Origin of the sequence: Stenotrophomonas lactitubi (assembly GCF_002803515.1) — a bacterium.
In the GTDB taxonomy this organism is placed as follows: domain Bacteria; phylum Pseudomonadota; class Gammaproteobacteria; order Xanthomonadales; family Xanthomonadaceae; genus Stenotrophomonas; species Stenotrophomonas lactitubi.
This window is the reverse complement of sequence record NZ_PHQX01000001.1, coordinates 3,796,112-3,821,872: the sequence shown is the minus strand read 5'-3', so window position 1 is coordinate 3,821,872 and position 25,761 is coordinate 3,796,112. Positions and strand designations below refer to the sequence as shown.

Sequence of the window (25,761 nt, the reverse complement as noted above, 5' to 3'; positions counted from 1 at the left end):
TTCAGCGGGCCTGGCCGGCGAGATAGCCGGTCAGCGCCACGCGTGCGCGGGCGAACTCCGCCACCAGCAGCGCCACTGCCACGGCAGGGCGCTGCAGGCTGCCACTGCGGGCTTCGTGTTCGATCCGCCGCGCCACTGCTGACAGCGACAGCGCACCAACGTTGGCGCTGGAGGATTTCAGGCTGTGCGACAGCGCCTGCAGGCGTTCGATGTCGTTGCCCTGCGCGGCCTGCTGCAACTGCTGCACCAGCTGCGGTGCGTCTTCCAGGAATACCGTCACGATCTGCGCAGCGGCATCGCCGATCACCGCATGCAGTTCATCCAGCACGCTGCGATCAAGCACCGGCTGTGGAATCGGGATCGAGCGTGCTCGTTCATCGCGCGGGCCTTCACCGTCGGGCGCGCTCGGCGCTGCGGGCAATTGCACGGGTTCCGGCAGCGCTGCATGTGCGCGATCCGCGGATGCCCGGCCCCAACGTTGCAGCAACGCATGCAGCGCCTCCCGTGCGATCGGCTTGGACAGATAGTCGTCCATGCCTGCCTGCAGGCAGCGTTCGCGATCACCCGCCATGGCATTCGCAGTCATCGCGATGATCGGCAACCGCGTGCGCCCCGCATCGGCTTCTTCCCTGCGCCAGTGCTGTGTTGCGCTGTAGCCGTCGAGCACCGGCATCTGGCAGTCCATCAGCACGACGTCGATTCCACCTTCGCGCAACAGTGCGAGGGCCTGCTCGCCGTCGGCGGCGTTGCGCACCTGGCACTGGAAGACCCGCAGCAGGTGCTCGGCCACCATCCGGTTGACCGTATTGTCCTCGACCAGCAGGACACGCAGATCCAATGACGGCAGCGTAGCGGCCGGCTGTGCATCTTCGGCGTTGGCCAGCAGCGCTGCCGGACGCGCGGTGGCGGTTGGCTGCGCCAGCAGCGCGTGCAGGGCGGCATCGTTGAATGTGCTGTGCAGCTGCTGCTGGCGCGGCCGCAGCGTGACCGGATCGTCCTGCAGCCACAGCACCTGCAGCGTGTCGTCGGCACCGCGCTCGGCCAGGGCCCGCTGCAGGGCCGCCTCGCCGTTGCGGCGTTGGCGCGCGTCGATCAGCAGCCATGCCGGTGTGCTCTGGCCCGGACGTGGCGCTGCACGCAGGCGTTCCATCGCCTCATCGATGCTGGCCAGCAGCTGCACCTGCAGGCCGTGGTGCGCGGCGATGCGTTCGACGCGTAGCTGCAGCTGCGTATCGGCGGTGTACAGCAGCAGCGCTGCCGGCGAGCGTGCCAGCGCCGGCAGATCGCCGGGGACCTTCAGCAGCGGTATTTCGAACCAGAAGGTTGCCCCCTGTCCCGGGGTGGACCGCACGCCGATGTCGCCATGCATCAGGTCGGTGATGCGCTTGCAGATGGCCAGGCCCAGGCCGGTGCCACCGTAGATGCGTGTGGTGGACGCGTCGGCCTGGCTGAAGGACTGGAACAGCCGCGCCTGCTGGGCCTCATCGATGCCGATGCCGGTGTCGACCACTTCGAAACGCAGCTGGTGCTGGGCGGGGCCTTCGCCCAGCCGCTGCACGCGCAGCTGCACCTGGCCGCGTGCGGTGAACTTGATGGCATTGGCCAGCAGGTTGCCCAGTACCTGGCGCAGGCGCACCGGGTCGCCGCGTACCGGCAGGCGCACGGCCGGATCCAGTTGCAGGCTCAGCGTCAGGCCCTTGGCTTCGGCGGCGCGCTGCAGCAGCTGCACCACGCCGTCGAGCAGTTCGCGCAGGTTGAAGCTGGTGATCTCCAGTTCCAGTGCCTGCGCTTCCAGTCGCGAGTAATCGAGGATGTCATCGACGATGCGCAGCAGCTGCTGCGAGCTGGCCGAGGCAGTGGCCAGCATCTGCCGCTGGTCCTCGCCGAGCGGACCACGGGCGATCAGCTCCAGCATCGGCAGGATGCCGTTGAGCGGCGTGCGGATCTCATGGCTCATGGTGGCCAGGAACTCGCCCTTGGCCAGCACCGCCGCTTCGGCCGCCTGCTTGGCCTGCAGCAGCTGATGTTCCAGCTGGCCCTGGCGCTCGGTGGTGCGCCGCAGCTGGTCGCGCTCGCTGATCAGGGTGATGCGGTCGCGCTGCAGTGCCGCCAGCGCGTGACTGCGCGAACGCAATCGCAGGCCCAGTACCAGCAGGGCGATGATGGCCAGGGCCAGCACCGCCAGCAGCGCGACCGTCGATGACACTCAGAGCACCGCGTTGTGGAAGTCGAAGTTCAGGTCGCTGCCGGCCGACTGCACCATGTTGCCCTGGATGTAATCGACACCGCCGACCCACATCGCGGCCGCTGCCTGCGGATCCTCGATCTGCTGGCCGATGATCTGCAGGCCGGCTGCATGCGCCTGCTCGATCGATCGGCGCAGTTCTTCGCGCGTATCCGGGTTGGAGTGGCTGCTGGAAAAGCGTGCGGCCATGCGCACGAACGACAGCGGCAGCTGGGTGAGCAGGGCAAGGGCTTCGCTGCCCGGTTCGAACTGGCTCAGGCAGAAGCGCACGCCGACGCTGGCCATGCGCTGGCAGAACTGCTGCAACGGCACGGTGTGGATCAGCGCATCGGGCAGGCGCACGTCGATCACCAGCGCGCTGCCGGGCAGGCGACGTTGCTGCAGCGATTCCAGCAGCCAGTCAGCGAACGCATCGCGCTGCAGGGTACGCAGCGACTGCGAGACGAACAGGTTCAGCGGCTGGGTGGCGTGGCGATACAGGTCGAGCAGGCCCATCGCATGCTCCAGCACCTGCTGGTCGAGGTCGGCGATGCGGCCGGCAGCTTCGGCCGCCGGAATCACCTGGCCGGCGGTCAGCACGCTGCCATCGGCCCGGCGCAGGCGCAGCAGCAGCTGGTACTGCGCGCTGCTGCCGCCGGCGACGGCGACGATCGGCTGGTAAGCGAGCTCCAGCTGGCCTTCCAGCAACGCCAGATGCTCCTGCTCGGTGGTCACCTGGCGGTGCACGTGGCCCGCCACGCCGGCGCTGAGCAGGCGTGCCTGCAGGGTGGTGCGTTCGACCGCTTCCAGGGCGCTGCTGGCATCGTCGAAACCCGGCGACAGCGGCGCGTAGCCGACCACACCACGCAGGTGCACCGATTCGTCGTCGCGGATCACGAAGGCGCGCGCGGACAGCTGCTCGCGCAGGGTGCCGGCAATCGCTTCCAGGCTCTCCTCATCGGTGTTGCGTGCCAGCAGCAGGAAGCTGTTGTCGTTCAGGCGCGCCAACAGGTGCGGATGGCCAGCTTCGGCAAGGCGTTGCCCGGCCTGCACCATCAGCCGCTCGAAGGCCGCGTAGCCGTAGCGCTCGCGCAGGCCCAGCGCGCTGGAGATTTCCACGAAGAACACGCCACCGCGTTCGTGCTGGGCAAGCGTTGCGTTGAGCTGCTGCAGCACGTGGTGGCGCGTGGGCAGCCCGGTTTCCGGGTTGCTGGTCGCCGGTGCGCCGTTGGCACCCGGCAGGGTCGCGGCCTGCGCGCGTGCGCGGCGGATACGGTTGGCCACCGCAGCGATCAGGTGGCGTGGCCGGATCGGCTTGCTCAGGTAATCGTCGGCACCGCAGTCGAGCACTTCGAACTGGCGCTCCGGGTCCGGGTCGCCGCTGAGGAATACGATCGGCAGCAGCTGCATGCCGGGCTGCTGGCGGATCATCGCGGTCAGCCGCATGCCATCCAGCCCGGGCAGGTGCAGATCCATCAGGATCAGGTCCGGGCGTTGCTCGCGGATGGCCTGCTGCACGCCATCGGCGTCGCCGAGCACGATCGCCTGCATGCCAGCGCCATGCAGCACGCTCTGCGCGAACAGCGCCTGGGCACGGTCGTCTTCGACGATCAGCACGCGGTAGGGCGAGTCGGCGTCGACAGGCGCCACGTCATTGTTGCCCGCCTCTGGCAGTGCGGCGGCGGAGGGCAGCGGCGGCGGAGCAGTCAGTCGGGTACCGTCGCTGGGTGCTGACGAGGCCGGCATCTGCACGGTCGCTGACGGCGGTGCCTCGGCAGGCGTGGCCGCAGCCAAGGGGGCGGCCCAACGTTGCCAATGATCGGCCGGAGGGGTTTCAGCGCGTCCCGGGCGGGGGCCCGCGGCGGATTCGTTTGCGGCCATCGATGCTCCTGGTGTTCGCGGCCATTATGCGACAAGCCCGCCGATCAGCCGGTACCGGGTTGCCGTTGTCCGTCGTCGCTGCCGCCACGTGCCAACCAGCGCACGCTTTTCCACAGGGTGCGCCAGACCAGCCAGACCAGCAATGCACCGGCCAGGCTGCAGGCCAGCACCACCACCAGCGCGATCCATGGATGCGCCAGCGCGAGCGCCAGCCCGCCGATCACCACGGTATCTTCGGCCGCCGAGGCGACCCAGTTGCTGGCCGGCTCCGGCGATGTGTTGAGCAGGGCGCGGGTGCCGGCCTTCAGGCCGTGGCTGGCCAGCGCAACGCCCGCGCCGGCCACCAGTGCACCGGTGCCCAGGTCGCCATCGGGTGACAATGTCGCTGCTGCGAGGAAGGCACCGGCGGGTACGCGCGCCAGGGTCTGCACCAGGTCCCAGGCTGAATCGACGCCGGGAATCTTGTCCGCGAAGAATTCGGCGATGGCCAGCACCGCCGACGTGCCCAGCACCCACCACGATTCGGTGGCCTGCAGTGCCGGTGGCAGGTCGACCCAGCCGAGCAGGCCGGCGATGCCGACGCCGAATACGGTGAGGTAGACGCGGATGCCGGCCAGCCAGGCCAGCAGGATGCCGATCACGAACAGGTGGGCTTCGGTCATGGCGGGCTCCGGCGGCGGAACTGTGCGGGGTGCCACACTATCGACGATGGAGTGGCTGAATGCCACCGCCCGGTGCCGGCCGGCACGGGGGAAACCTGCCGTTCCTGTCATACACTAGCCCGTCGTTTGCCCCAGGGGCCGTACTGGCGTCGCCACTGCGATGCCACGGAGACTACCCATGAACAACCGCCCTCCCATGCGTGTGCAGGTCCGCCTTCCCGGTGCCCCGCAACCACCTGCCGACCGCCGTCGCCTGCTGGTGATCGCGGGCATCTGGCTGCTGAGCCTGGTGCTTGCGGTGCTGGGTGGCTGCTGGCTGGGTGCGCCGCGCGGTGAACAGGGCCAGCGCGTGCAGGTTGCCGAGAAGCGCGCCGATACCCTGCAGACCCAGCTGACCGAGCTGCAGCAGAAGCAGGCCACGCTGGAAGCGTCGGACCGCATCAGCCGCGCCGCCAACAACGAAGTGCAGTCTTCGCTGGCCGAGCGCGATGAAGAGATCGCCGGCCTGCGCGCTGACGTCGCCTTCTACGAACGCCTGGTGGGTTCGACCAGCCAGCGCAAGGGCCTGAACACCCATTCGATTGAATTCAGCCCGGAATCGGCCGGCACCTGGCAGTACAGCGTGGTGCTGACCCAGAACCTCAACCGCGGGGCGATCAGCCAGGGGCAGATGCGTTTCACGGTGGAAGGCGTGAAGAACGGCAAGCTGGCCACCATCAGCTGGGACGAGCTGCACCAGCGCAGCAAGGTGCCGGGACAGGATTACTCGTTCCGGTACTTCCAGCAGCTCACCGGCAGCGTGATGCTGCCGGCTGACTTCACCCCGCAACGGGTGAAGGTGACATTGGGGAGTGGTGCGGGGGGCACCACGCAGGTATTCGACTGGAAACAGGCCGGCGCACCGGCCAGCAAAGGGGAGTAGGCAGATGTTCGGAAGCAGCAAATCCAGCCGTGATGGCCAACTGGTGGTGGATGCCCTGATCGGCAACCAGGTGGTGATCCGTGGCGATGTGGAATTCAGTGGTGGCCTGTACGTGGAAGGTCGCATCCACGGCAAGGTGATTGCCCAGGAGGGCGCCAGCGCGGCGACCCTGACCCTCGCCGAGCATGGCGTCATCGAGGGTGAGATCCGCGCCCAGGTGGTGGTCATCAGTGGCCGCCTGGACGGTGACGTGCATGCCACCGAGAAGGTCGAACTGACCCCGAGTGCCCGGGTCAACGGCAACGTTCATTACCAGGTAGTGGAAATGAATGCGGGCGCCCAGCTGAACGGCCGGCTGATCCATGCCAGCGCCCCGATGCAGGCCCTGCCAGCGCCGGAGAGCCAGGACGCCGGTGACGGCAAGGGCGACACCGCCGCGCGCCGCAAGCTGGCCGAGGCGATGGCTTGAAAGCCACCGCCTGCGCCCCCATGCTGAGCCCATGAACACGCTCGTCTCCCTCCCCGGCGCCACGCCGGCCGCCGCGCCCGACTACCAGTCGCTGGATCGGCCGCTGAACTTCACCGAGGCCGCTGCGGCCAAGGTCAAGGAACTGATCCAGGACGAGGGCAACCCCGACCTGTCGTTGCGCGTGTACATCGAGGGTGGCGGCTGTTCGGGCTTCCAGTACGGGTTCGAGTTCGACGAGAACCGTGCCGGCGATGACCTGGCGGTGCAGACCAGCGGGGTCACCCTGCTGGTCGATCCGCTCAGCCTGCAGTACCTGATGGGCGCCGAGGTGGATTACACCGAGAGCCTGACCGGTGCGCAGTTCGTGATCCGCAATCCGAACGCCAAGACCACCTGCGGCTGCGGCAGCAGTTTCAGCATGTAATTGCAGGGCGTGGGGCATGCGCCCCGCGCGGTGCCTTCGGTAGATCCACGCCATGCGTGGATGGCCTGTCCTGCAACCACAACAGCAGATTGCGCACAGTGCCGACCTTGCCACCCGCATCGATTGGCGGCAGGCTAGCTGGATGCTCACTTCTCCTTCGCCGCTTTCCGGTTTTGCCTTCGTGGGTGAACCGTTGGAGCGCGCCGATGCCATGCGCGAAGATGCCGATGCTCTGGCGCGCCTGTGGCCCGATGCGCGCATTCTTGTCCTGGACCAGGACGGCACCGCCTTCACCGGTGATGACGACCAGCCGTTGGCGCTGACCGGCGCTGATGTCGGTGGCGGGCCCGGTGTCGCGATCTTCCTCGGCCTGCGTGGCGAGCAGGCGTGGTTCTCGGTGGAAGCTGCCAGCGTGACGGTCACCGCGCCACGCCGGCTCGATCTGCGCCAGGCCGCACTGCTGTGGACCGTAGCCGATGCGACCGCCTTCAGCTATGCCCGCGGCATGTCCTACTGGCAGTCGCGCACCCGCTTCTGCGGCGTCTGCGGCACGGCCGTGACGTTCGCCCGTGGCGGCTTCGTCGGCCGCTGCCCGCAGTGCGCGACCGAGCACTATCCGCGCGTTGATCCGGCAGTGATCGTCGCGGTGGAGAACCAGGGACGGCTGCTGCTGGGCCGCCAGTCCAACTGGGCGCCGCGCCGCTATTCGGTGTTGGCCGGCTTTGTCGAGCCGGGCGAGACCTTCGAACAGACCGTAGCGCGCGAAGTGCACGAAGAGAGCAAGGTGCGGGTGACCGCCTGCCAGTACCTGGGCTCGCAGCCCTGGCCGTTCCCCGGTGCATTGATGGTCGGTTTCCGGGCGCAGGCACAGGACGACGTGCCGACCGTGGATGGCGAGCTGGAAGACGCGCGCTGGTTCAGCGCCGAAGAGGTGGGAGCTGCCCTCGCACGTGACGTCGAGGACGATGGTGAAGGCATCCGTCTGTCGCCGCCGATCTCCATTTCGCGGGGCCTGATCGAGCATTGGTACCGCCAGCAACCGGCGTCCGGCGGCGCCAGCATTGCCGCCACCTGAACACGCTGCCGGTTACAGTACGGTTCACCGCTGACGGCGGCGCTGCGACAGGTAAGGTAGCGACGCCGAACGCTTGCTCGTAGGGAGACCTGCCATGTTCACCACCCTGGTCGCCGTGTTGGTGGCACTGGCCCTTGGCCATGTCGCCCCGGCCGCTGCCGCGTCGCTGCGCCGTTTCGACGGCTTCCGGCGCTGGCTGGGCTGGCTGGACGCGCACGGTGGTCGGGCCTGGCAGGGGGCCGCCGGCGTGGCGCTGGCGATCGTACCGCCACTGCTGCTGATGGCACTGGTCGCCTGGCTGCTGCGCGGGGTGCTGTTCGGCCTGCCGGCGCTGCTGCTGGGCGTGGCCGTGCTGGCCTGGTGCTGGGGCCCGCGGGATCTGGACCGCGACATCGAAGCAATCATCGATGCCGACGACGCGCCGACCCGGCAGGCGGCGGTACGCAACCTGCAGTCGGCTGGTGGCAGCCTGCGCGAGGATGTTCCTTCACTGGTCGAGGCGACCGTGCTCAACGCACTGCGGCGCTGGTTCGCGGTGCTGTTCTGGTTCCTGCTGCTGGGCCCGGTGGGTGCGCTCGGTTATCGCCTGCTGGCATTGATGGCGGAAAGCCCGATGCGTGCGCGCGTGCCGGTGGAACCGCTGGCGCTGGCGCAGCGGCTGCTGGGCTGGATCGAGTGGCCGGTGGCCCAGCTGATGGCGCTCTCGATGGCCCTGGTCGGCAACTTCGACACGGCCTGGAAGGCATGGCGCCAGGCGCATGGTGAGCGCTTGGCCGGCGACATTGGTTTCCTGGGCGCGGTGGCGCGTGCCAGCGTCAATGCCGAACTGCGCGAAGATGCACACGATTACACCGAAGCCGGCCTGCTGCCGGTGTGGCAGCGGCTACCCGAGCTGCGTGATGCGATGAGCCTGGTGTGGCGGATGCTGCTGCTGTGGCTGGCGGCGCTTGCCGTGCTGGTAATCGCGGGCTGGGTGACCTAGTTGCTTTGCAGGGCTTGCAGCCCTGCACCTGCAGAGGCCAAAGCCAAAGCCAAAGCCAAAGCCAAAGCCAAAGCCAAAGCGGCTCTGGGTTGCTGAGGGTCTGGCGGGGCGGTGTGGGGCTGCAGTACACGCCGTGAACCCATCCATGGGGGCTCGATGGCGCCATCCATGGCGCCAACGGTCCTGCAGCCCCACACCGCCCCACCCCCGACAGGTTCCGGCGGCTGTTGGTAGGTGTCGACCTTGGTCGACACGGTAGATCCACGCCATGCGTGGATGCAGAGCGAAGCGATCCGCTTCCGCTTTTGATCTTTTCTTTCTTTTCCGTGGTGGACGCGCACGGAAATTGTCCGTGGCCGGGCGGGTGGGTTGCGCAGGGGCGTAAGCGCCATGGATGGCGCGCCCGAGCCCCCATGGATGGGTTTACGGCGCCCCCTGCGCAGCCCACCCGCCCGGCCAACCCCAACGGCTTCTGCCTTCAACGACCACCACGAGGGGCTGCGCCGTTGGCTGGAAACTACACCGGAGCCAGCGCGGTAAAAGGCGCCCACGGCAGGTTGCGCAGCACGGCATAGCCCGGCAGCAGCCACAGCCAGAACGTGGGACTGGCCAGTACCCGCATCAGCGGATCGAGCACGCGCGGGCGCACGCCAGCCATGTTGAGCAGCATCAGGAACAGGAAGGGCAGGCTGATGACCAGCAACGGGTTCATCGCCATCGCGCCGGGCAGGTCGAAGTGGACCAGTGAATACAGGCAGCGCGTGCTGCCGCAGCCGGGGCAGTAGAAGCCGGTCAGTGCATACAGCGGGCAGCCCGGCAGCGGATTGCCGGAGACATACGGATTGACGTGGCGCAGGACCACGGCGGCACCCGCAGCCAGACCGGAAGCGGCCAGCAGCGGGGCCCAGCGGGCCAGGCGGGAACGAGCGGGAAGTGCGGACATGCAGGAGCGGGATCCGGCGCGTGGCCGGACCCCGTCGCGGGCATCAGTAGCTGCCGTTGCCGCCGCTCAGGGCGCCCAGGCCGCCAACGGCCATGATCACGATGAAGTACAGCACCATGACGACGACGGCGGCGATGGCCGACCACATGGCCCACTTCTTGGCCTTGTCGGCCGAATCACGGGCACCGGCGACGTCGCCAGCAGCCAGCTTGCCGTTGACCTGGGCGGCGTAGACGATCGACACGATGCCGGCCGGCAGGCAGCAGAACAGGGTGGACAGGATGGCCCAGACCAGATTGTTGGGGACCTGCGGGGTACTGGTGTTCATGGTTCAAGCTCCTCGATGGGTGGTGGTGGTGAATCAAAGGTCGGATAGAGCGCCCAGCACGGCCAAGCCGCCGAACAGCCCGAACCACAACAGCAACAGGACCGGCAGGGCAACGGCCGAAGCCACCGCCCACCAGCCCGCCTTGCGCGACGCGCTGTAGGCCCCCGGCAGGTCACCGGCCGCGCGGCGACCATCGACCTGGGCGGCATACACGATCGACACCACGCCCAACGGCAGGCAGCAGAACAGCGTCGTCAGGATCGCCCAGACCAGATGGTTGGGGATGTAGACCGGACGGCTGAGCGGTGGCGGTTGATTCAAAGCAAGACTCCATTCCTTGGTGGCCGGCCGTGTGAACGGGCCGAACCTCCCCCCTGTGGGTGCGTAATCTACCGCAACCTGCGACGCATGTATGCGGTTACAGCCAGATCCCGACGCCTTCGGCGCTTGACGGGACAAGAAAAAGCCGGCGCTTGGCGCCGGCTTTCAGAGCACGCTGCGGCGCGATCGGCCCCCCTCAGGCGAGGTCGCCGCGCAGGGTGCGGACCTGGGCTTCCAGGGCGGCGGCATCGGTCGAATGGCCATCCACTGCCGGTGCCGCGACCACCTCTACGGTCGCCCGGAACCGGCGCGGCACGCGCATGCGGCCCAGCCGGGTATCGCGGCGGCTCCACATGCTCGACCACATGCCGCGCAGGGCCATCGGTACCACCGGTACCGGGCGGCGTTCGAGGATCTTCTCCACGCCGGATTTGAACGGTGCCATCGTACCGTCGCGGGTCAATGCGCCTTCCGGGAAGATGCACACCAGCTCGCCCTCGGCGAGTGCGGCATCGACTTCATCGAACGCACGCTGCATCAGCGCAGGATCTTCGCGCGCACCGGCGATAGGAATCGCCTTGGCGGTGCGGAAAATCCAGCGCATCACCGGGATGTTGAAGATCTTGTAGTACATGACGAATCGCACCGGGCGCGGAATCGTCGCCGACAGGATCAGTGCGTCCATGTAGCTGACGTGGTTGCAGACCAGCAGTGCGGCGCCTTCATCGGGCACATTGCCCTCGATGCCATGCGGGCGCAGGCGATACAGCGTGCGCACCATCACCCAGCTGAGGAAACGCATCAGGAATTCGGGGACGATGGTGAAGATGTAGATCGCCACCACGGCGTTGGCGATGGCCAATGCCAGGAACAGCTGCGGGATGGTCCAGCCGAGCAGGCGCTGGGTGAGCAGGCCAAGTACCGCCGCAGCGACGATGAAGCCGGAGTTCTGGATGTTCAGCGCGGCGAACACGCGCGACATCTCCGATTTCGGCGTGCGGCTCTGGATCAATGCAAACAGCGGCACCACGAAGAAGCCGGTGAACAGGCCGATGCCGAGCAGGTCGACGATGATGCGGATGCTGCCGGCCTGGTGCACGAACTGGGTGACCGACAGGCCCTGCGCGGTGGCTTCACCGGCGCGTGCGAAGTACAGGTCCAGCAGAAACGCGGTCATGCCGAACGCGCCCAGTGGCACCAGGCCGATCTCCACGGTGCGCGCCGACAGCTTTTCGCACAGCAGCGAACCGACGCCGGTGCCTACTGAAAACAGCGCCAGCGCGAAGATGTACAGGGTGGGCTCGCCACCGAGGTTGGTGACCGCATAGGACGGCAGCTGCGCGGTGAGGATGGTGCCGACGAACCAGAACCAGGACACGCCGAGGATGGCGTTGCGTACCGATTTCTGTTTCCTGGCCATGCGCAGCACGGCCAGCGATTCGGGGATCGGGTTCCAGTTGATCTTCAGGTCAGGGGCGCCGGCATCGACCTTGGGGATCATGCGCGCGGCCAGGTTGCCGCAGATCGCCAGCGCGATGACCGCCGTGGCGGCTACGATCGGGCCATGGGTGCCGGCCAGGGTGAACACCAGGCCGCCGACGATCATGCCGGTCAGGATCGACATCGACGTGCCCATCTCGACCAGGCCATTGCCACCGGTCAGTTCTTCCGGCCGCAGTACCGAGGGCAGCACCGAGTACTTCACCGGACCGAACAGGGTGGATTGCAGGCCCGTGCAGAACAGGGCCACCAGCAGCACCGGCAGGCTCTCGGTGAGAAAGCCCACCGCGGCCAGCGTCATGATCACGATCTCCATGGTGGTGGTGATCACGATCAGTCGCGATTTCTCCAGCTTTTCCGCGATCTGCCCGGCCAGGGCGGAGAACAGGAAGTAGGGCAGGATGAACAGCGCCGGCGCCAGGTTGGTGTAGAGCGTGCGCTCGCTCTCGGCAACGCCGAGGTAGAACAGCAGGCCGATGATCGCCTGCCGGTACACGTTGTCGTTGAAGGCACCCAACCCCTGCACGATGAAGAACGGCAGGAAACGGCGCTGGCGCAGCAGGGCGAACTGGTTGTGACCGGACATGGAACCTCCTTGGACCGGCGCAGCCTAGCATTCCTGCCCATCTGTCGGGACCGTGGCGGCATGCATCCACGCATGGCGTGGATCTACTCAGACCCCCTGGGTACGGACGGTGGGTGCGGACCGTTGGTCCGCACATCTGAGAACCTCAGACGATATCGTCGACCACGCCGCCGTCGACCCGCAACGCTGCGCCGGAGGTGGCCGACGCCTGCGGCGAGGCGAGGTAGACCACCATGTTGGCCACTTCTTCGACCGTGGCCGCGCGCTGTATCACCGACGCAGGACGATGGGCCATCACGAACTCACGGCCGATCTGTTCCAGCGGCTTGCCGGTACGCGCGCGTTCTTCTTCGAACATCGTTGCGAAGCCGTCCGACAACGTCGGGCCGGGCAGCACCGCATTGACGGTGACGCCGCTGCCGGCCACGCGCTTGGCCAGGCCGCGTGACAGCGACAGCTGCGCGGTCTTGCTGACGCCGTAATGGATCATGTCGGCCGGAATGTTGCGTGCTGATTCGGAGGAGATGAACAGTACGCGGCCCCAGCCGGCGTCGACCATCGCCGGCAGCAGGGCGCGCGACAGGCGCACGCCGGACATGACGTTGGTCTGCCAGTACTGCTCCCAGGTGGCATCGTCGGTCTCGAAGAAGTCCTGCGGGCCGAAGATGCCGGCATTGTTGACCAGGATGTCGACCTTCCCCGGCAGGCCGGCCAGCAGGGTGTCGACACCGCTGGCGTCGGACAGGTCGGCGGCCACGCCCAGCACGTTGGCCTTGGGAAGGGCAGCCAGCAGGCGCTGGCGCGCGCGTTCCACGCTGTCGGCGCTGCGGCCGTTGAGGATGACCTGCGCGCCGGCGGCGGCGAGCCCCTGTGCGATGGCGTGGCCGATGCCAGCGGTGGAGGCGGTGACCAGCGCGGTGCGGTCGTTGAGTTCGATCTTCATGGGGGAGATCCTGCGTGGGCGACACGGCAGTATCGGCGCCGGGGCGTGATCGGAATGCCCTCGTGGACGCAACACGATGTTGCACGGCCGTCAGCCGCACCCGTAGATCCACGCCATGCGTGGATGCCGTCAGCTCAAACCACGCACCGCGCCATTCGCCGCCGCTCTCACCTTCGGCAGCATCCGCAGCACCAGCGCCATCTGCGTGCGGATCAGCTGCAGTTTCGGCGGCATCGTCTCATCGAGCTGTTCCAGTTCCGCAGCCACCGCACGATCGGCGTCGTTGTCCTCCTCCGACACCGGTTGCTGCGCAGTCAATGCCGCCGCCAGCTGCTGCAGCGCTTTGCGCACCCGCTCGCCAGCGGCCAGCGCCAGTGGATCACCCGCATAGCTGTCGACCTGGTCGCGGTGCGCACCCAGCGCCGACAGGTGCCCAAGCAGGGTGTTGGACAACGCCAGGAAGTGGAAACCCGAATCGAGGTTGCGACGCACATGGCCCGGTTCGCGCAGCATGTTCGACAAAGCGGTGGACAGTGCGGCATCGGCGTTGTGCATGTCGCGGCGGGCGATGCGGTAGGCCAGATCGTCGCGCATGCCGCTGCGGTACTGACCCAGCACCGATTCCAGATAACGGGCGGCGGTATCCAGCACCCGCGCCAGCACGCGGTGCAACTGTCGGCCCTGCCAGTCCGGCAGGATCAGGAACGCGGCGGCGGCTGCGATCGCGCAGCCGAGGATCGTATCGACCATGCGCGGCACGATCAGTACGAAGCCGTCGCCGATCAGGTTGAAGCAGGTCAGCGCCATCACCGTGATGGCGGCCGAGGCGACCAGATAGCGGTCGGAACGGGTGAAGAAGAACAGCAGTGCTGACAGCAGCGCGATCAGCAGCTGGATCTCCAGCCGGGGGAACAGCTGCAGCAGCGCCCAGGTCAGCACCAGGCCGGCCAGCGTACCGACGATGCGCTGGGCCAGGCGCTGGCGGGTGGCGCCGAAACTGGGCCGGCACACGAACACGATGGTCAGCAGCACCCACGAGCCGTTCTGGGCATTGAACAGGCGGATGGCAACGAAACCGGCGATCAGTGCCAGCGCCATGCGCAGGCCATGGCGGAACAGCACCGAGCCCGGGGTGAGCTGCTGGCGCAGGCGCACGCCCATTTCGCGCAGGGTGTGCGGGTTGCTGTCGCGCAGGCGGGTGTCGACGTTGTCCAGGCTGGCTTCGGAACGTTCGGCATCGAGCAGGCGGCGCTCGATGCTGCGCAGGTTGTGCACCAGCAGGTCCAGCGAGCCGAGCAGACGCTGCCACTGCGGACGTTGCTGGTCGCGCAGGTAGGTCAGCGCATCGGCCAGGTCGCGCCCGGCCTGCTGGTTGCTCTCGCCGTAGACGAACGGGCGGCGCAGCCGGATCGCTTCGCCCAGCCGTGCACAGGCCTGGCCCTGCAGGTCGAGCAGGCGCTGGCAGCGGTACAGCACGTCGCTGTGGAAGAACGCATCGACCAGCGCGCCGTACGGATAGTGGGAGGAGCTGGCGCGCTCATGGAAATCCTGTGCCATGTAGTACAGGCGAAGGTACAGGCCGGAGTTGACGCCGGGCCGGCCGGAGCGGCCAAAGCGCGCCAGGATCGCCGTCTTCGCCTCGTTCAGCGCACCGACTACGCGGCGGTTCTGTTCGGCCAGGTCGAGCTGGCGGCGCTGCAGGTCCGCCTCACGCACGGGTTCGAACAGAGCGGCCTTGAGCTGCAGGTAACGGCCCAGCTCCACGTACAGGCGTGCCACGCGCTCGCGCACCGGCCGGTTGGCGAACAGCGTGGTCCACAGAATCGACAGCAGCCCGTACCAGACCGCACCCGCCAGCAGGTGGCTGACCGCGTCCAGCGCGCTGTGCAGGTCATGGGCACCATGCTGTTCCAGGCCGATCATGGTGTAGATGGCCAGGGTGACGGTGGCCTGGGCGATGGACGCGTAGCGCTCGCCGAGTGCGCCGAGCAGTGTCAGGCCGAACGTGGACAGCGCCAGGGCCGTGATGAAGATCCACGGCCAGGGGAACAGCCAGATCACCGAGGCCGCCGCCAGGCAGAAGCACAGCAGCGACAGCAGCACGGCCTTGGTCCGGCCCCACCAGTTGTCATCGGTCTCGGCAATCGCGCTGGCGATGATGCCCAGGAACACGCCGGGCAGCGCGGTCAGCGCATCCAGGTGCCAGCACACGGCCAGGGCCGCTGTCAGGGCAATGAACACCCGCAGGCCATAGCTGGCCTTCTCGTGGGCCCACAGGCGGCTGAGGCGGGATTCGCGTGCGGACATGCAGGCTCGGCGGAAGGATCGACCTCCATTATTGCGGGCCGCGCGTGAAATGGTAGATCCACGCCATGCGTGGATGATTTTCCGCTCGATACCCGGTAGTGCCGGCCAGCGGCCGGCACTACCGTTTGCCGGTTGCTTACATGTCGAACCGCACGCTCAGCGCGAAGGTGCGCGGCAGGCCGACGCCCGCATTGGACCAGTACCTGCGGTTGGCCAGGTTCTCCACGCTGGCACGCAGGGTCACCGGGTGGCCGGAGGCCAGCAGGCGGTAGCCGATGCCGGCATTGACGAGCGTGTAGTCGGGCAGCTTCAGGGTGTTGTCGGCGTCATACCAGACATCGCCGTAGTAGCGCACGGCGGCATAGGTCTCCAGCCCTTCCACCCACGGCAGCTGGTAGGTGGCATGCAGCACGCCGCTCCAGCGTGCTGCACCGACGGTGCGGTTGCCTTCCTGCGCCGCGCTGCCCGGGGACAGCTTGTCGTAGGTCGGGTCCAGCCAGGTCACGCCACCGCCGACGGTCAGCGCATCGGTCAGGTGCAGGTCGGCGCTGGCTTCGATGCCTTCGTACAGGGTGATGCCATCCTGCACCAGGCGCTTGCCTGCATCGGTCAGCTGATCGATGTTGGCGCCGCGCTCCAGGCGGAAGGCAGCGACGTTCGCGTTCCAGCGATCCGCTTCAACCTTGGCGCCGATCTCGTACTGCTTGCTGATGGTGGGGGCGAGCACATCGCCGGCATTGACGTAGCTGTTGCCGACGCGGCCGCCGGCTTCCAGCGACTCGATGTAGCTGGCATACAGGGTGACGGCCTCGCTGGGCTTGAACATCACCGCATAGGTCGGGGTGACCGGATAGGTGTGGTACGCGCCCTTGGTCTCGAAATCGTTGTAGCGCCAACCGGCCAGCACCGACCAGCCATGGCCGAGGTCGACGGTATCGCTGACGAACACGGCCTTCTGCACGGTTTCGCTGCCACGGCTCATCACCCGCGAACCGACTGCATCGTGGCGGATGTCATGGCGCTGGTACAGGTTGGCACGGCCGATCAGGTTGAACTCGTAAGGACGGTCCCAGCCCAGCCCGGTCTGGTGGCTGACACCGGCCACCAGCTGGTGCTGCAGCGGACCGGTGCCGAAGCTGCCCTGCACCAGTGCCTGCGCCAGCTTCCACTCGCTCTTGCCGCCGAGCTCGTAGACGTTGACGTCGTAGTCGCCGTTGAGGTCATCGATGTAGGCAAAGATCTTGTTGACGTCGTTCCATGAGGTGGTGACGCCATAGCTCAGGCTGGCCTTCCAGTCGCTGTTGATCTGCCAGTTCAGTGCGGTGGACAGCAGGCTGGAACGGGTGTCGTAGTAGGTGCCAGGCACACTGTTGTCGACATCGCCGGCGATCGGTCGCGGCAGCGACGTCAGGCCACGGAAGTAGTACTGCGGTGATTCCTCGCGCAGGTCGCGCGACTGGAATACGCCGTCGAAGGTCCAGGTGAGCGCATCGCTCAGGCGCGCGTCCAGCGACAACGCGCCGACCTTGCGATCGACATGGCCGCCGTTGAAGGTTTCGCCCTTCTCCTGGTACGCGTTGAAGCGGTAGCCGAACATCTGCTCGTTGCCGAAGCGGCCACCGACGTCGATGCCGCCGCTGACGATGCCCTGCTCGCGCCAGCCGAGCTGGGCGGAGAAGGTCGGTACGTCGGTCGGCTTCTTGGTGATGTAGTTGACGATGCCGCCCGGTGCGCCGAAGCCGTACAGGAACCCGCCGGGGCCCTTCAGCAGGTCGACCTGTTCCATCACTTCCAGCGGCCATTCGGTGCCCCAGGACGAGACCTGCAGGCCGTTGACCCGGTAGCTGTCGAAATTCAGGTCGATGCCGCGGTTGCGGATCGGAGAGCTCCAGCCGCTGGCATAGGCGCTTACCTGCGTGGTGACCGAGGGGTCGAGCAGGAAGGCTTCGCCCAGCGACACGGCCTGGCGCTGTTCGATCTGCTCACGGCCGACGGCGGTGATCGCAAACGGGGTATCACGCAGGGCGCGGTCGCCCAGGGCGCCGGCCTCGGTGTGGGTACGTTCGGCGATGACCTTGACCGCGTCCAGATCGGTGGCACTACGGGCGTCGGCGGGGGCTTCGGCGTGTGCAGTGCAGGCGGCGGACAGCGCTACGGCCAGCACGGCCAGGCGGGGGGAGCGGATGGGCAACATCGATGGAGATCCTCGGCGGGCGGCCACGGGCCATCCGCCCATGCAGGGGGGAAAGGTCGGTGGCTGGGATCACACAGGCGTGCCGGCAACGGCAGCGGGGCGCCGCAAGGGGGCGCAGGACCATGGCTGGATGAGAATTGTTCTCTTTTCGTTACAGCGCGTCAAATGCCATCGGGGTGCGGACCAACGGTCCGCACCCACCAGAGGCAGGTGTTGCAGTAGATCCACGCCATGCGTGGATGGGTCTTGCTACGCCCGCTGCGCACGCCTCAGCAGCTTTGCCTCACGCCTGCGCGCACGCCGCGCCTTCCAGCGCTCGGCCAGGCACGAGAAGATCACGTACAGCGCCGGCGTGCTGAGCAGGGTCAGGCTCTGCGAGAACAGCAGACCGCCGATCATCGCGATGCCCAGCGGGCGACGCAGTTCCGAACCTTCACCCAGGCCGATCGCCAGCGGCACCGCCGCCAGGATCGCCACCATCGTGGTCATCATGATCGGGCGGAAACGCACGATGCTGGCTTCGCGTGCCGCCTCGCGCGGGGTCAGCCCATGTTCGCGCTGCGCCACCAGGGCGAAGTCGATCATCATGATCGCGTTCTTCTTGACGATGCCGATCAGCAGCACCAGCGCGATCATCGAGATCACCGACAGCTCGGTGTTGGTGCCGAACAACGCCAGCAATGCACCCACGCCGGCTGCCGGCAGCGTGGACAGGATCGTCACCGGGTGGATCAGGCTTTCGTACAGGATGCCCAGCACCAGATAGACGGTGAGGATCGCCGCCAGCACGAGGATCAGCATGTCGCTGGGGTCGGAATTGAAGCCGAAGCCCGCGTCATCGGCCAGGCGGATGTCGCCGGGCATGCGCATGCCGGCCACGGTGCTGTCGATGATGGCCTTGGCCTCGCCCATGCTGACGCCGGGGGCGAGGTTGTAGCTCAGGTCCATCGTCGTGTACTGGTTTTCATGGGTGATCTGCGAGGGCGCCAGGCCCGGCGCCTGTCTGGCCACCGCGGTGATCGGCACCATCTCGCCGTTGCGTGCGCGCACATGCACTTCATCCAGCGCCGAGGGCGTGGCAGTCTGCGACGGCAGCGCGTTGACCACCACGCTGTACTGGTTGATGTCCGAGTAGATGGTGGAAATCTGGCGCTGGCCGAACGCGCCGTACAGCGCACCGTCGATGGCGCCGACCGAGATGCCCAGGCGCGCGGCCTTGGCACGGTCGATCTCGATGTTCTGGCGCAGCCCGGCGTTGTCGACGTCGGTGCCGACATCGCGCAGCTTCGGATTCTTCTTCAACGCTGCCTGCAGCTTGGGCAGCCATTCCTGCAGTGCGGCCAGGTCGTTTCCCTGCAGCGAGACGCGGTACTGCGCGCCCTGGCTGTTGCCACCACCATCATTGCTGGGCAGGTCCTGGATCGCGCGCAGGCGCAGCTGCAGGTCCGGGTAACGGTCGGCCTTCGCACTCAGCCGTGCCAGTGCGTGTGCGGTGGTTTCGCGGCGGCCTTCCTTGCGCGACTTCAGTTCGACGTTGAACTGTGCGCTGGAGCCCTGGCGGCCACTGCCCAGGCGTACGCCCACGGTCTTCACCGCCGGGTCGGCCATCAGCATGTCGGTGATGCGCCGCTGGCGGCTGACCATGTCCTCGAAGGACACCGTTGCACTGGAGTTGGCGCGGCCCCAGATCAGGCCGGTGTCCTGCGGCGGGAACGCGCCCTTCTTCACCGCACCGAACAGGAAGATGGTGACGCCGATCAGGATCAACGGCGTCAACGACAGCAGCAGCGCATGGCGCAGCGAGAAATCAAGGAACACGGTGTAGATGCGCAGCATCCGCTCGTGACCGGCATCAAGCCAGCGGCCGAAGCGCGATGGTGCCGCCTTGTGGTCGTGTGCGCTGAGGAAGCGGCTGCACAGCGCCGGGGTCAGCGTCAGCGAAACGACCATCGAAACCACGATCGCCGCCACCAGGGTCACGGTGAACTCGCGGAAGAACGCGCCCATCATGCCGCTGGCGAACAGCAGCGGGATGAACACCGCCACCAGCGAGGCGGTGATCGAGACGATGGTGAAGCCGATTTCGCGCGCACCGGCGAAGGCCGCCTGCATCCGCGGCATGCCCTCGTCGAGGTGGCGCATGATGTTCTCGATCACCACGATCGCATCGTCGACCACGAAGCCGATCGCGATCACCAGCGCCAGCAGGCTCAGGTTGTTCAGGGTGAAACCCATCACGTACATCACCAGCGCGGCACCGGCCAGTGACAGCGGCACGGTGACCGCAGCGATCAACGTCGGCGCCAACCGGCGCAGGAACAGCGCCATCGTCAGCACCACCATCGCCAGGCTGATCAGCAGGGTGATCTGCACTTCATGCAGCGACGAACGGATGGTCGGGGTGCGGTCGAAGTAGGGCGTCATCGTGGTGCCCGGCTGCAGGTAATCGCGCAAGGCGGGAATCTGCGCTTTCACCCGGTCCACGGTCTCGACGATGTTGGCGCCGGCACGGGTGAACACATACATCACCACGGCCGGTTTGTGGTCGAACCACGCGGCCTGGTAGGCATCCTGCTGGCCGTCGTAGACGTTGGCGATGTCCTTAAGGCGGATCACCCGGCCATCGCCCTGGGTCTTGACCACCAGATCGGCGAAGTCGGCCGCGCGTGCGACCGAATCGTTGGCGATGATCGCCGTGGTGGTGTTGCCATCGCTGAGGAAGCCGGTGGGCGAGGTCACGTTGGCCGCACGCACGGCATTGCGCAGGTCGTCGGCGGTCAGTCCCAGCGCGTTCATCAGGCGAAGGTTGACGTCCACCCGCACCGCCGGCGTCGAGGCACCGGCGATATCCACCGAGGCGACGCCGCCGATCTGGCGGATGCGCTGGGCCAGCAGCGAGTCGGCGACGTTGTACAGCTCATCGGCGGACTGCGTCTGTGACGTCAGCGCGATGGCGATCACCGGGTCGTCGTTCGGGTTCGCCTTCTGGTACATCGGCGAGCCCATGCCCGAGGGCAGGTCGGCCTGCGCCGAATTGATCGCCGTCTGTACGTCCAGCGCGGCTGAATCGATGTCGCGGTCGCTCTGGAAGATCATGAACACCAGCGAGCTGCCTTCCGAACTCGACGAGCGCATGCGGTCGATGCCCGGCAGCTGGCCGAGGTGGCGCTCCAGCGGCGCGGTCACCGTGGAGGCCATGGTTGCCGCGTCCGCGCCGGACTGGCTGGCGTGCACGAAGATCACCGGGATCTCGATGTTCGGCAGCGCCGACACGCCGAGCCGCAGGTAACAGATCACGCCGACCATGAACAAGCCGATGGCCAGCAGGGCAGTGCCGATCGGACGGCGGATGAAGGGGCCGGACAGATTCATCGTGCGGCCCGCCGGAGGTGCGGGGCCAGGGTCATGCCTGCGGCTCCTGCACCGTGCCATCGCGCAGCGCGCGCTGTTCACGGCGACGTGCAAGCCATTCCGAGAAGCGCTCCATGTACAGGTAGATCACCGGCGTGGTGTACAGCGTCACCAGCTGCGACAACAGCAGGCCGCCGACGATGGCGATGCCCAGCGGGCGACGCAGTTCCGAGCCGATGCCGGTGCCCAGCGCCAGCGGCAACGCGCCGAGCATGGCCGCTGCGGTGGTCATCATGATCGGGCGGAAGCGCAGCAGGCAGGCGCGGCGGATGGCCTCGCGCGCGTTGGCGCCGGTGCGCCGCGCCTCGATGGCGAAGTCGACCATCATGATGCCGTTCTTCTTGACGATGCCGATCAGCAGCACGATGCCGACGATGCCGTCCACCGACAGGCTCAGGCCACAGACCATCAGTGCCAGCAGCGCACCGACGCCGGCCGGCGGCAGGGTCGAGATGATCGTGATCGGGTGGATGTAGCTCTCGTAGAGCACGCCCAGCACGATGTAGATCACCACCAGCGACGCCAGCAGCAGCCACACCACGTCGGTCTGGCTGCCGGTGAATTCGGCGGCCTTGCCGATGAACTGCGCATGCACGTGCGCCGGCATGTCCAGGCTGGCCTTGGTCTCTTCGATGGCCTTGACCGCATCGGACAGCGAATAACCCGGGGCGACGTTGAACGACACCGTCACCGCAGGCAGCTGCTGCTGGTGGCTGACCAGCAGCGGCGCGCTGGACACCTTGGCCTCGGCCAGCGCCGACAGCGGGATGATACTGCCCGCACCGACGGTGATGCCGGTGTTCTGCGCACCGATACCGGTGGCGGTGGACGAGTTGGACGAAGTGACCTGGCCGAAGCTGGTGGCGTTGGTGCCGGTCAGTGCGCCGGCGCCATTGGAGGCAACGGCGAGCTGTTCCATCAGCGCGGTGCTGGTGCGGAACTGCGGTGCCACTTCCAGTACCACGCGGTACTGGTTGAGCTCGGTGAAGATGGTCGAGATCTGGCGCTGGCCGAACGCATCGTAGAGCGTGTCGTCGATGGTCTGCATCGGCACGCCCAGCACGCTGGCCTTGTCGCGGTCGATGTTCAGTTCCAGTGCGCGGCCCTGGTTGGACAGGTTGTTGTCGACGTCGGCCAGTTCCGGGCGCTGGCGCAGTGCCTGGGTCAGGCGGTTGGCCTGCAGTGCAACTTCGGCGCTGTCCACGTCCGACAGCGAGTACTGGTATTCGGTGGCGGCCACGCGGGTATCCAGGGTCACGTCCTGTACCGGCTTCAGGTACAGCGCCACGCCGGGAATGCCGGCGACGGACTTCTGCAGGCGCGGCAGGATGTCATCCAGTCCATCGCGCTCGCCGCGCTCTTTCAGCACGATCGACAGCTGGCCCTGGTTGAGCGTGGGATTCATGCTGCCGGCGCCGATGAAGGCTGACACGCCGGTCACGTCCGCGTCCTTGCGCAGCGCCTCGGCAACCTGCTTGGTGCGCTGCTCCATCTGCGGGAACGCGATGTTCTGGTCGGCCTGGACCACGGCGGTGATCAGGCCGGTGTCCTGTTCGGGCAGCAGGCCCTTGGGGATCAGCACGTACAGCAGCACGGTCAGTACCAGCGCGGCAGCGGCCACGGCCAGGGTGAGGGGCTGGTGTTCCAGCACCCAGTCCAGGCTGCGCTCGTACAGGCCGACGGTGCGCGTCCACAGGTTCTGCTTGCCGGCTGCGGCGGCACGCTCGTGCGCGTCCTCGCCCTCGGGCAGCGCATCGGGCTTGAGCAGGTAGGCACACATCATCGGGGTGAGCGTCAGCGAGATCAGCATCGACAGCACCACCGCGATGCTCAGCACCCAGGCGAACTCGTGGAACAGGCGGCCGGTGACGCCGGGCATCAGCAGCAGCGGCAGGAACACCGCTACCAGCGAAACCGTCAGCGACAGCACGGTGAAGCCGATCTGGCGCGCACCGATCTCGGCCGCTTCCTTGCCACTCTTGCCTTGTTCGATGTAGCGCACGATGTTCTCGATCATCACGATCGCATCGTCGACCACGAAGCCGGTGGCCACCACCAGCGCCATCAGCGAGAGGTTGTCCAGCGACATGCCGGTGAAGGCCATCACCGCGAAGGTGCCGGCCAGCGACAACGGCACCGCCACCGAGGGAATGATCGTGGCCCAGAACCGGCGCAGGAACACGAAGATCACCGCCACCACCAGACCGATGGTCAGGATCAGGGTGAACTGCACCTCATGCACCGACGCGCGGATGGTTTCGGTGCGGTCGGAGAACACTTCCAGGTGCACGTCGGCCGGCAGCACGCCCTGCAGCTGCGGCAGCAGCGCGCGGATGCGCTCGACGGTCTGCACGATGTTGGCGCCGGGCTGGCGGCGCACTTCCAGCAGCACCGCCGGCTTGCCATCGGCCCACGCGGCCAGCTGGTCATTCTCCACGCCATCGATCACTTCGGCCACGTCGGACAGTCGCACCGGGCGGCCGTTCTTGTAGCTGATGATGGTGTCGCGGTACTCGGCGGCGCTGGCCAGCTGGTCGTTGGTGCCGATGCTGTAGGACTGGGTCTTGCCGTTCAACGAGCCCTTCGGCGCATTGACGTTGGCCTGGGTGAGCGCGCTGCGCAGCTCTTCCAGGGTCAGGCCCATGTTGGACAGCTGCGCCGGGTTGACCTGGATGCGCACGGCCGGACGCACGTTGCCGGCGATCGACACCAGGCCCACGCCCTGCACCTGCGACAGGCGCTGGGCGAGGATCGAGTCAGCGTAGTTGTTGACGTCGCGCAGCGGCCGCGTATCGGAGGTCAGCTTGAGGGTGACGATGGCCGCGTCGGCCGGGTTCACCCGGTTGTAGACCGGCTGGTACGGCAGCGACGAGGGCAGGGTGGCCTGGCGGATCGCCGCCTGCACGTCCTGTGCGGCGATGTCGATGTCGCGGTCCATCGAGAACTGCAGGATGATCGTGGACAACCCCGCCGAGGAATCGGAGGTCATCAGTTCCAGCCCGGAGATCTGCCCGAACTGGCGCTCCAGCGGCGTGGTCACCAGCGAGGCCATGGTGGTGGCGTTGGCACCGGGGTACTGGGTGGTCACCACCAGGCTGGGCGCATCGATTTCCGGCAGCGCCGACACCGGCAGCTTGCGGTAACCGAGGATGCCCAGGAGCAACAAGCCCGCCATCAACAGCGAGGTGGCAATCGGGCGGCGGATGAAGATCGTCGAAAAGCCCACGGACTGATCCTTGCTGGCACATCAATGGCAGCGCCGGCGGGATCGCCGGCGCGGGGAAGAGCAGGGGCCTGCGCTCAGCGCGGGCCACCACCGCGGCGGCCGCCGCCACTCTTCTGTTCGGCGGCCTTCAGTTCGGCCTCGGTCGGTGCGGCCGGCGTTTCGCCCGGCTTCAGCGCGGTCACCTTGCTGCCCGGCTTCAGGCGGAACTGGCCTTCGCTGACCACGCGCTCGCCGCCTTTCAGGCCTTCGGCGACCTGCACCTGGCTGTCGCCCACTTCCACGCCACTGCGCACGGTCTGCATCTTCACCGTGTTGTCGCCCTGCACGACATAGACGTACTCGCCGTCCGGGCCACGCAGTACCGCCTGGGTCGGGATCACCACGCCGCCGCCGATGGTGCGCAACTGCATGCGCACATTGACGAACTGGCCCGGCCACAGGCCGTTGTCGGTGTTGTCGAACACCGCGCGCGCCTTGAAAGTACCGCTGTCGGCGCTGATCAGGTTGTCGACCACATCCAGCTTGCCGTCGCCGCTGAGCACGTGCGAATCGGCGCGGTCCAGCGCGGCGACCGGCACGCTGCCGGCAGCCTGCGCCTGGCGCACGTCGCCGAGCTGGCGCTCGGGCAGGTTGAACAGCACGTGGATCGGATGGATCTGGGTCAGGGTGACCAGTGCGGTGCCGGCGTTGACCACATTGCCGGCGTCGACCGCGCGGATGCCGGCGATACCGGTGATCGGTGCGGTGACCCGGGTGTACTGCAGTTGCACCTGCGCCGAACGCATGCTCGCTTCATTGGCGGCCACCGCGCTTTCGTACTGTGCCACCTGGTTTCGTTGTGTATCCAGATCGGTCTTGGCCACGAACTGGCGGTACTCCGGCGCGTTCGAGCGCTGGTAGTTCGAGCGCGCGGTGGCCAGCAGGGCCTCGTTCTGGCGCTTGGAAGCGACGGCCTGGTCATAGCTGGCCTGGGCGGTGCGCGGGTCGATCACCGCCAGCACGTCGCCCTTCTTCACTTCCTGGCCTTCGCGGAAATTGAGGCTCATCAGCTGGCCGCCCACCTGCGGGCTGACGGTCACGGTGTTCATCGCGGTTACCGTGCCCAGCGCGCTGGCATACACCGGCACGTCCTGGCGTACGGCATCGACCACGGTTACCGGCACCGGGCCGGCATCGGGATCTTCACCACCCTCACGGGCGCCTGCTTCCTGCCCCGCGGCCTTGTCCTTGCCGCCACCGAGTACGCGCAGGCCGACCACGGCCAGCACCAGTACCGCCACGACCAGCAGCACGATCTTCCAAACACGTGACATTCAAGACTCCAAGAGGGCTGGACGGGGTGGCACCCCGGGTGGCAATGCGC

18 protein-coding genes are annotated in these 25,761 nt (G+C 67.2%); 5 read left to right on the top strand and 13 right to left on the bottom strand.

Translation table 11 applies throughout. The features are described 5' to 3' along the window. Position 1: 1 nt before the first annotated feature. The 3 genes from CR156_RS17965 to CR156_RS17955 are packed head-to-tail and all read right to left on the bottom strand — an operon-like array spanning position 2 to position 4,767. The gene (locus CR156_RS17965) at positions 2-2,206 is read right to left on the bottom strand and encodes a hybrid sensor histidine kinase/response regulator (protein WP_100553817.1); all 2,205 of its coding nucleotides are present in this window, start codon (positions 2,204-2,206) and stop codon (positions 2-4) included. Next, positions 2,207-4,105: an EAL domain-containing protein gene (locus CR156_RS17960; protein WP_100553816.1), complete on the bottom strand. Its 1,899-nt coding sequence runs from the start codon at positions 4,103-4,105 to the stop codon at positions 2,207-2,209. 44 nt (positions 4,106-4,149) lie between these two features. Continuing rightward, the gene (locus CR156_RS17955) at positions 4,150-4,767 is read right to left on the bottom strand and encodes a DUF4126 domain-containing protein (RefSeq protein WP_100553815.1); all 618 of its coding nucleotides are present in this window, start codon (positions 4,765-4,767) and stop codon (positions 4,150-4,152) included. Positions 4,768-4,945: 178 nt separating this feature from the next. Between CR156_RS17955 and CR156_RS17950 the strand changes: the two genes are divergently transcribed. The 5 genes from CR156_RS17950 (at position 4,946) to ampE (ending at position 8,639) form a co-directional block, all read left to right on the top strand. Continuing rightward, positions 4,946-5,689: a DUF6776 family protein gene (locus CR156_RS17950; RefSeq protein WP_089237352.1), complete on the top strand. Its 744-nt coding sequence runs from the start codon at positions 4,946-4,948 to the stop codon at positions 5,687-5,689. Positions 5,690-5,693: 4 nt separating this feature from the next. Further along, positions 5,694-6,158 carry a bactofilin family protein gene (locus CR156_RS17945; protein ID WP_089237350.1) on the top strand — a complete coding sequence of 155 codons (465 nt, stop codon included), beginning with the start codon at positions 5,694-5,696 and terminating at the stop codon, positions 6,156-6,158. 31 nt (positions 6,159-6,189) lie between these two features. Then, positions 6,190-6,582, top strand: a complete 393-nt coding sequence (gene erpA / locus CR156_RS17940) for an iron-sulfur cluster insertion protein ErpA (protein ID WP_025874631.1) — start codon at positions 6,190-6,192, stop codon at positions 6,580-6,582. Positions 6,583-6,724: 142 nt separating this feature from the next. Continuing rightward, positions 6,725-7,657 carry an NAD(+) diphosphatase gene (nudC, locus tag CR156_RS17935; protein ID WP_089237348.1) on the top strand — a complete coding sequence of 311 codons (933 nt, stop codon included), beginning with the start codon at positions 6,725-6,727 and terminating at the stop codon, positions 7,655-7,657. Positions 7,658-7,751: 94 nt separating this feature from the next. Further along, positions 7,752-8,639, top strand: a complete 888-nt coding sequence (ampE, locus tag CR156_RS17930) for a regulatory signaling modulator protein AmpE (protein ID WP_100553814.1) — start codon at positions 7,752-7,754, stop codon at positions 8,637-8,639. Positions 8,640-9,156: 517 nt separating this feature from the next. Here ampE and CR156_RS17925 read toward each other — a convergent pair. The 10 genes from CR156_RS17925 to CR156_RS17880 form a co-directional block, all read right to left on the bottom strand. Continuing rightward, positions 9,157-9,582, bottom strand: a complete 426-nt coding sequence (locus CR156_RS17925) for a DUF2752 domain-containing protein (protein WP_089237343.1) — start codon at positions 9,580-9,582, stop codon at positions 9,157-9,159. A 43-nt stretch (positions 9,583-9,625) separates the two neighbouring features. Further along, positions 9,626-9,910: a CD225/dispanin family protein gene (locus tag CR156_RS17920; protein ID WP_100462178.1), complete on the bottom strand. Its 285-nt coding sequence runs from the start codon at positions 9,908-9,910 to the stop codon at positions 9,626-9,628. A gap of 33 nt (positions 9,911-9,943) precedes the next feature. Continuing rightward, entirely contained in the window at positions 9,944-10,231 is a 288-nt protein-coding gene (locus tag CR156_RS17915; protein ID WP_089237339.1) for a CD225/dispanin family protein, read from the bottom strand. 196 nt (positions 10,232-10,427) lie between these two features. Continuing rightward, entirely contained in the window at positions 10,428-12,317 is a 1,890-nt protein-coding gene (locus CR156_RS17910; protein WP_100553813.1) for an MFS transporter, read from the bottom strand. A gap of 145 nt (positions 12,318-12,462) precedes the next feature. Further along, positions 12,463-13,260: an SDR family NAD(P)-dependent oxidoreductase gene (locus tag CR156_RS17905; protein ID WP_100553812.1), complete on the bottom strand. Its 798-nt coding sequence runs from the start codon at positions 13,258-13,260 to the stop codon at positions 12,463-12,465. Positions 13,261-13,389: 129 nt separating this feature from the next. Continuing rightward, positions 13,390-15,567: a YccS family putative transporter gene (gene yccS, locus CR156_RS17900; protein ID WP_100553811.1), complete on the bottom strand. Its 2,178-nt coding sequence runs from the start codon at positions 15,565-15,567 to the stop codon at positions 13,390-13,392. Between the two features lie 136 nt (positions 15,568-15,703). Then, positions 15,704-17,761, bottom strand: a complete 2,058-nt coding sequence (locus CR156_RS17895) for a TonB-dependent siderophore receptor (RefSeq protein ID WP_100553810.1) — start codon at positions 17,759-17,761, stop codon at positions 15,704-15,706. 249 nt (positions 17,762-18,010) lie between these two features. After that, positions 18,011-21,133, bottom strand: a complete 3,123-nt coding sequence (locus CR156_RS17890; protein ID WP_100553809.1) for an efflux RND transporter permease subunit — start codon at positions 21,131-21,133, stop codon at positions 18,011-18,013. Positions 21,134-21,164: 31 nt separating this feature from the next. Further along, a complete protein-coding gene (locus CR156_RS17885; RefSeq protein WP_100553808.1) occupies positions 21,165-24,398 on the bottom strand; it encodes an efflux RND transporter permease subunit in 3,234 nt (1,077 codons plus the stop codon). A gap of 74 nt (positions 24,399-24,472) precedes the next feature. Continuing rightward, positions 24,473-25,711, bottom strand: a complete 1,239-nt coding sequence (locus tag CR156_RS17880; protein WP_089237326.1) for an efflux RND transporter periplasmic adaptor subunit — start codon at positions 25,709-25,711, stop codon at positions 24,473-24,475. Between the last annotated feature and the right edge of the window lie 50 nt (positions 25,712-25,761).

Coding starts and splice junctions, on each gene's coding strand:
- CR156_RS17960 (WP_100553816.1), bottom strand. CDS start 4,105: ATGGCCGCAAACGAATCCGCCGCGGGCCCCCGCCCGGGACGCGCTGAA.
- CR156_RS17955 (WP_100553815.1), bottom strand. CDS start 4,767: ATGACCGAAGCCCACCTGTTCGTGATCGGCATCCTGCTGGCCTGGCTG.
- CR156_RS17950 (WP_089237352.1), top strand. CDS start 4,946: ATGAACAACCGCCCTCCCATGCGTGTGCAGGTCCGCCTTCCCGGTGCC.
- CR156_RS17945 (WP_089237350.1), top strand. CDS start 5,694: ATGTTCGGAAGCAGCAAATCCAGCCGTGATGGCCAACTGGTGGTGGAT.
- erpA (WP_025874631.1), top strand. CDS start 6,190: ATGAACACGCTCGTCTCCCTCCCCGGCGCCACGCCGGCCGCCGCGCCC.
- nudC (WP_089237348.1), top strand. CDS start 6,725: ATGCTCACTTCTCCTTCGCCGCTTTCCGGTTTTGCCTTCGTGGGTGAA.
- ampE (WP_100553814.1), top strand. CDS start 7,752: ATGTTCACCACCCTGGTCGCCGTGTTGGTGGCACTGGCCCTTGGCCAT.
- CR156_RS17925 (WP_089237343.1), bottom strand. CDS start 9,582: ATGTCCGCACTTCCCGCTCGTTCCCGCCTGGCCCGCTGGGCCCCGCTG.
- CR156_RS17920 (WP_100462178.1), bottom strand. CDS start 9,910: ATGAACACCAGTACCCCGCAGGTCCCCAACAATCTGGTCTGGGCCATC.
- CR156_RS17910 (WP_100553813.1), bottom strand. CDS start 12,317: ATGTCCGGTCACAACCAGTTCGCCCTGCTGCGCCAGCGCCGTTTCCTG.
- CR156_RS17905 (WP_100553812.1), bottom strand. CDS start 13,260: ATGAAGATCGAACTCAACGACCGCACCGCGCTGGTCACCGCCTCCACC.
- yccS (WP_100553811.1), bottom strand. CDS start 15,567: ATGTCCGCACGCGAATCCCGCCTCAGCCGCCTGTGGGCCCACGAGAAG.
- CR156_RS17895 (WP_100553810.1), bottom strand. CDS start 17,761: ATGTTGCCCATCCGCTCCCCCCGCCTGGCCGTGCTGGCCGTAGCGCTG.
- CR156_RS17890 (WP_100553809.1), bottom strand. CDS start 21,133: ATGAATCTGTCCGGCCCCTTCATCCGCCGTCCGATCGGCACTGCCCTG.
- CR156_RS17880 (WP_089237326.1), bottom strand. CDS start 25,711: ATGTCACGTGTTTGGAAGATCGTGCTGCTGGTCGTGGCGGTACTGGTG.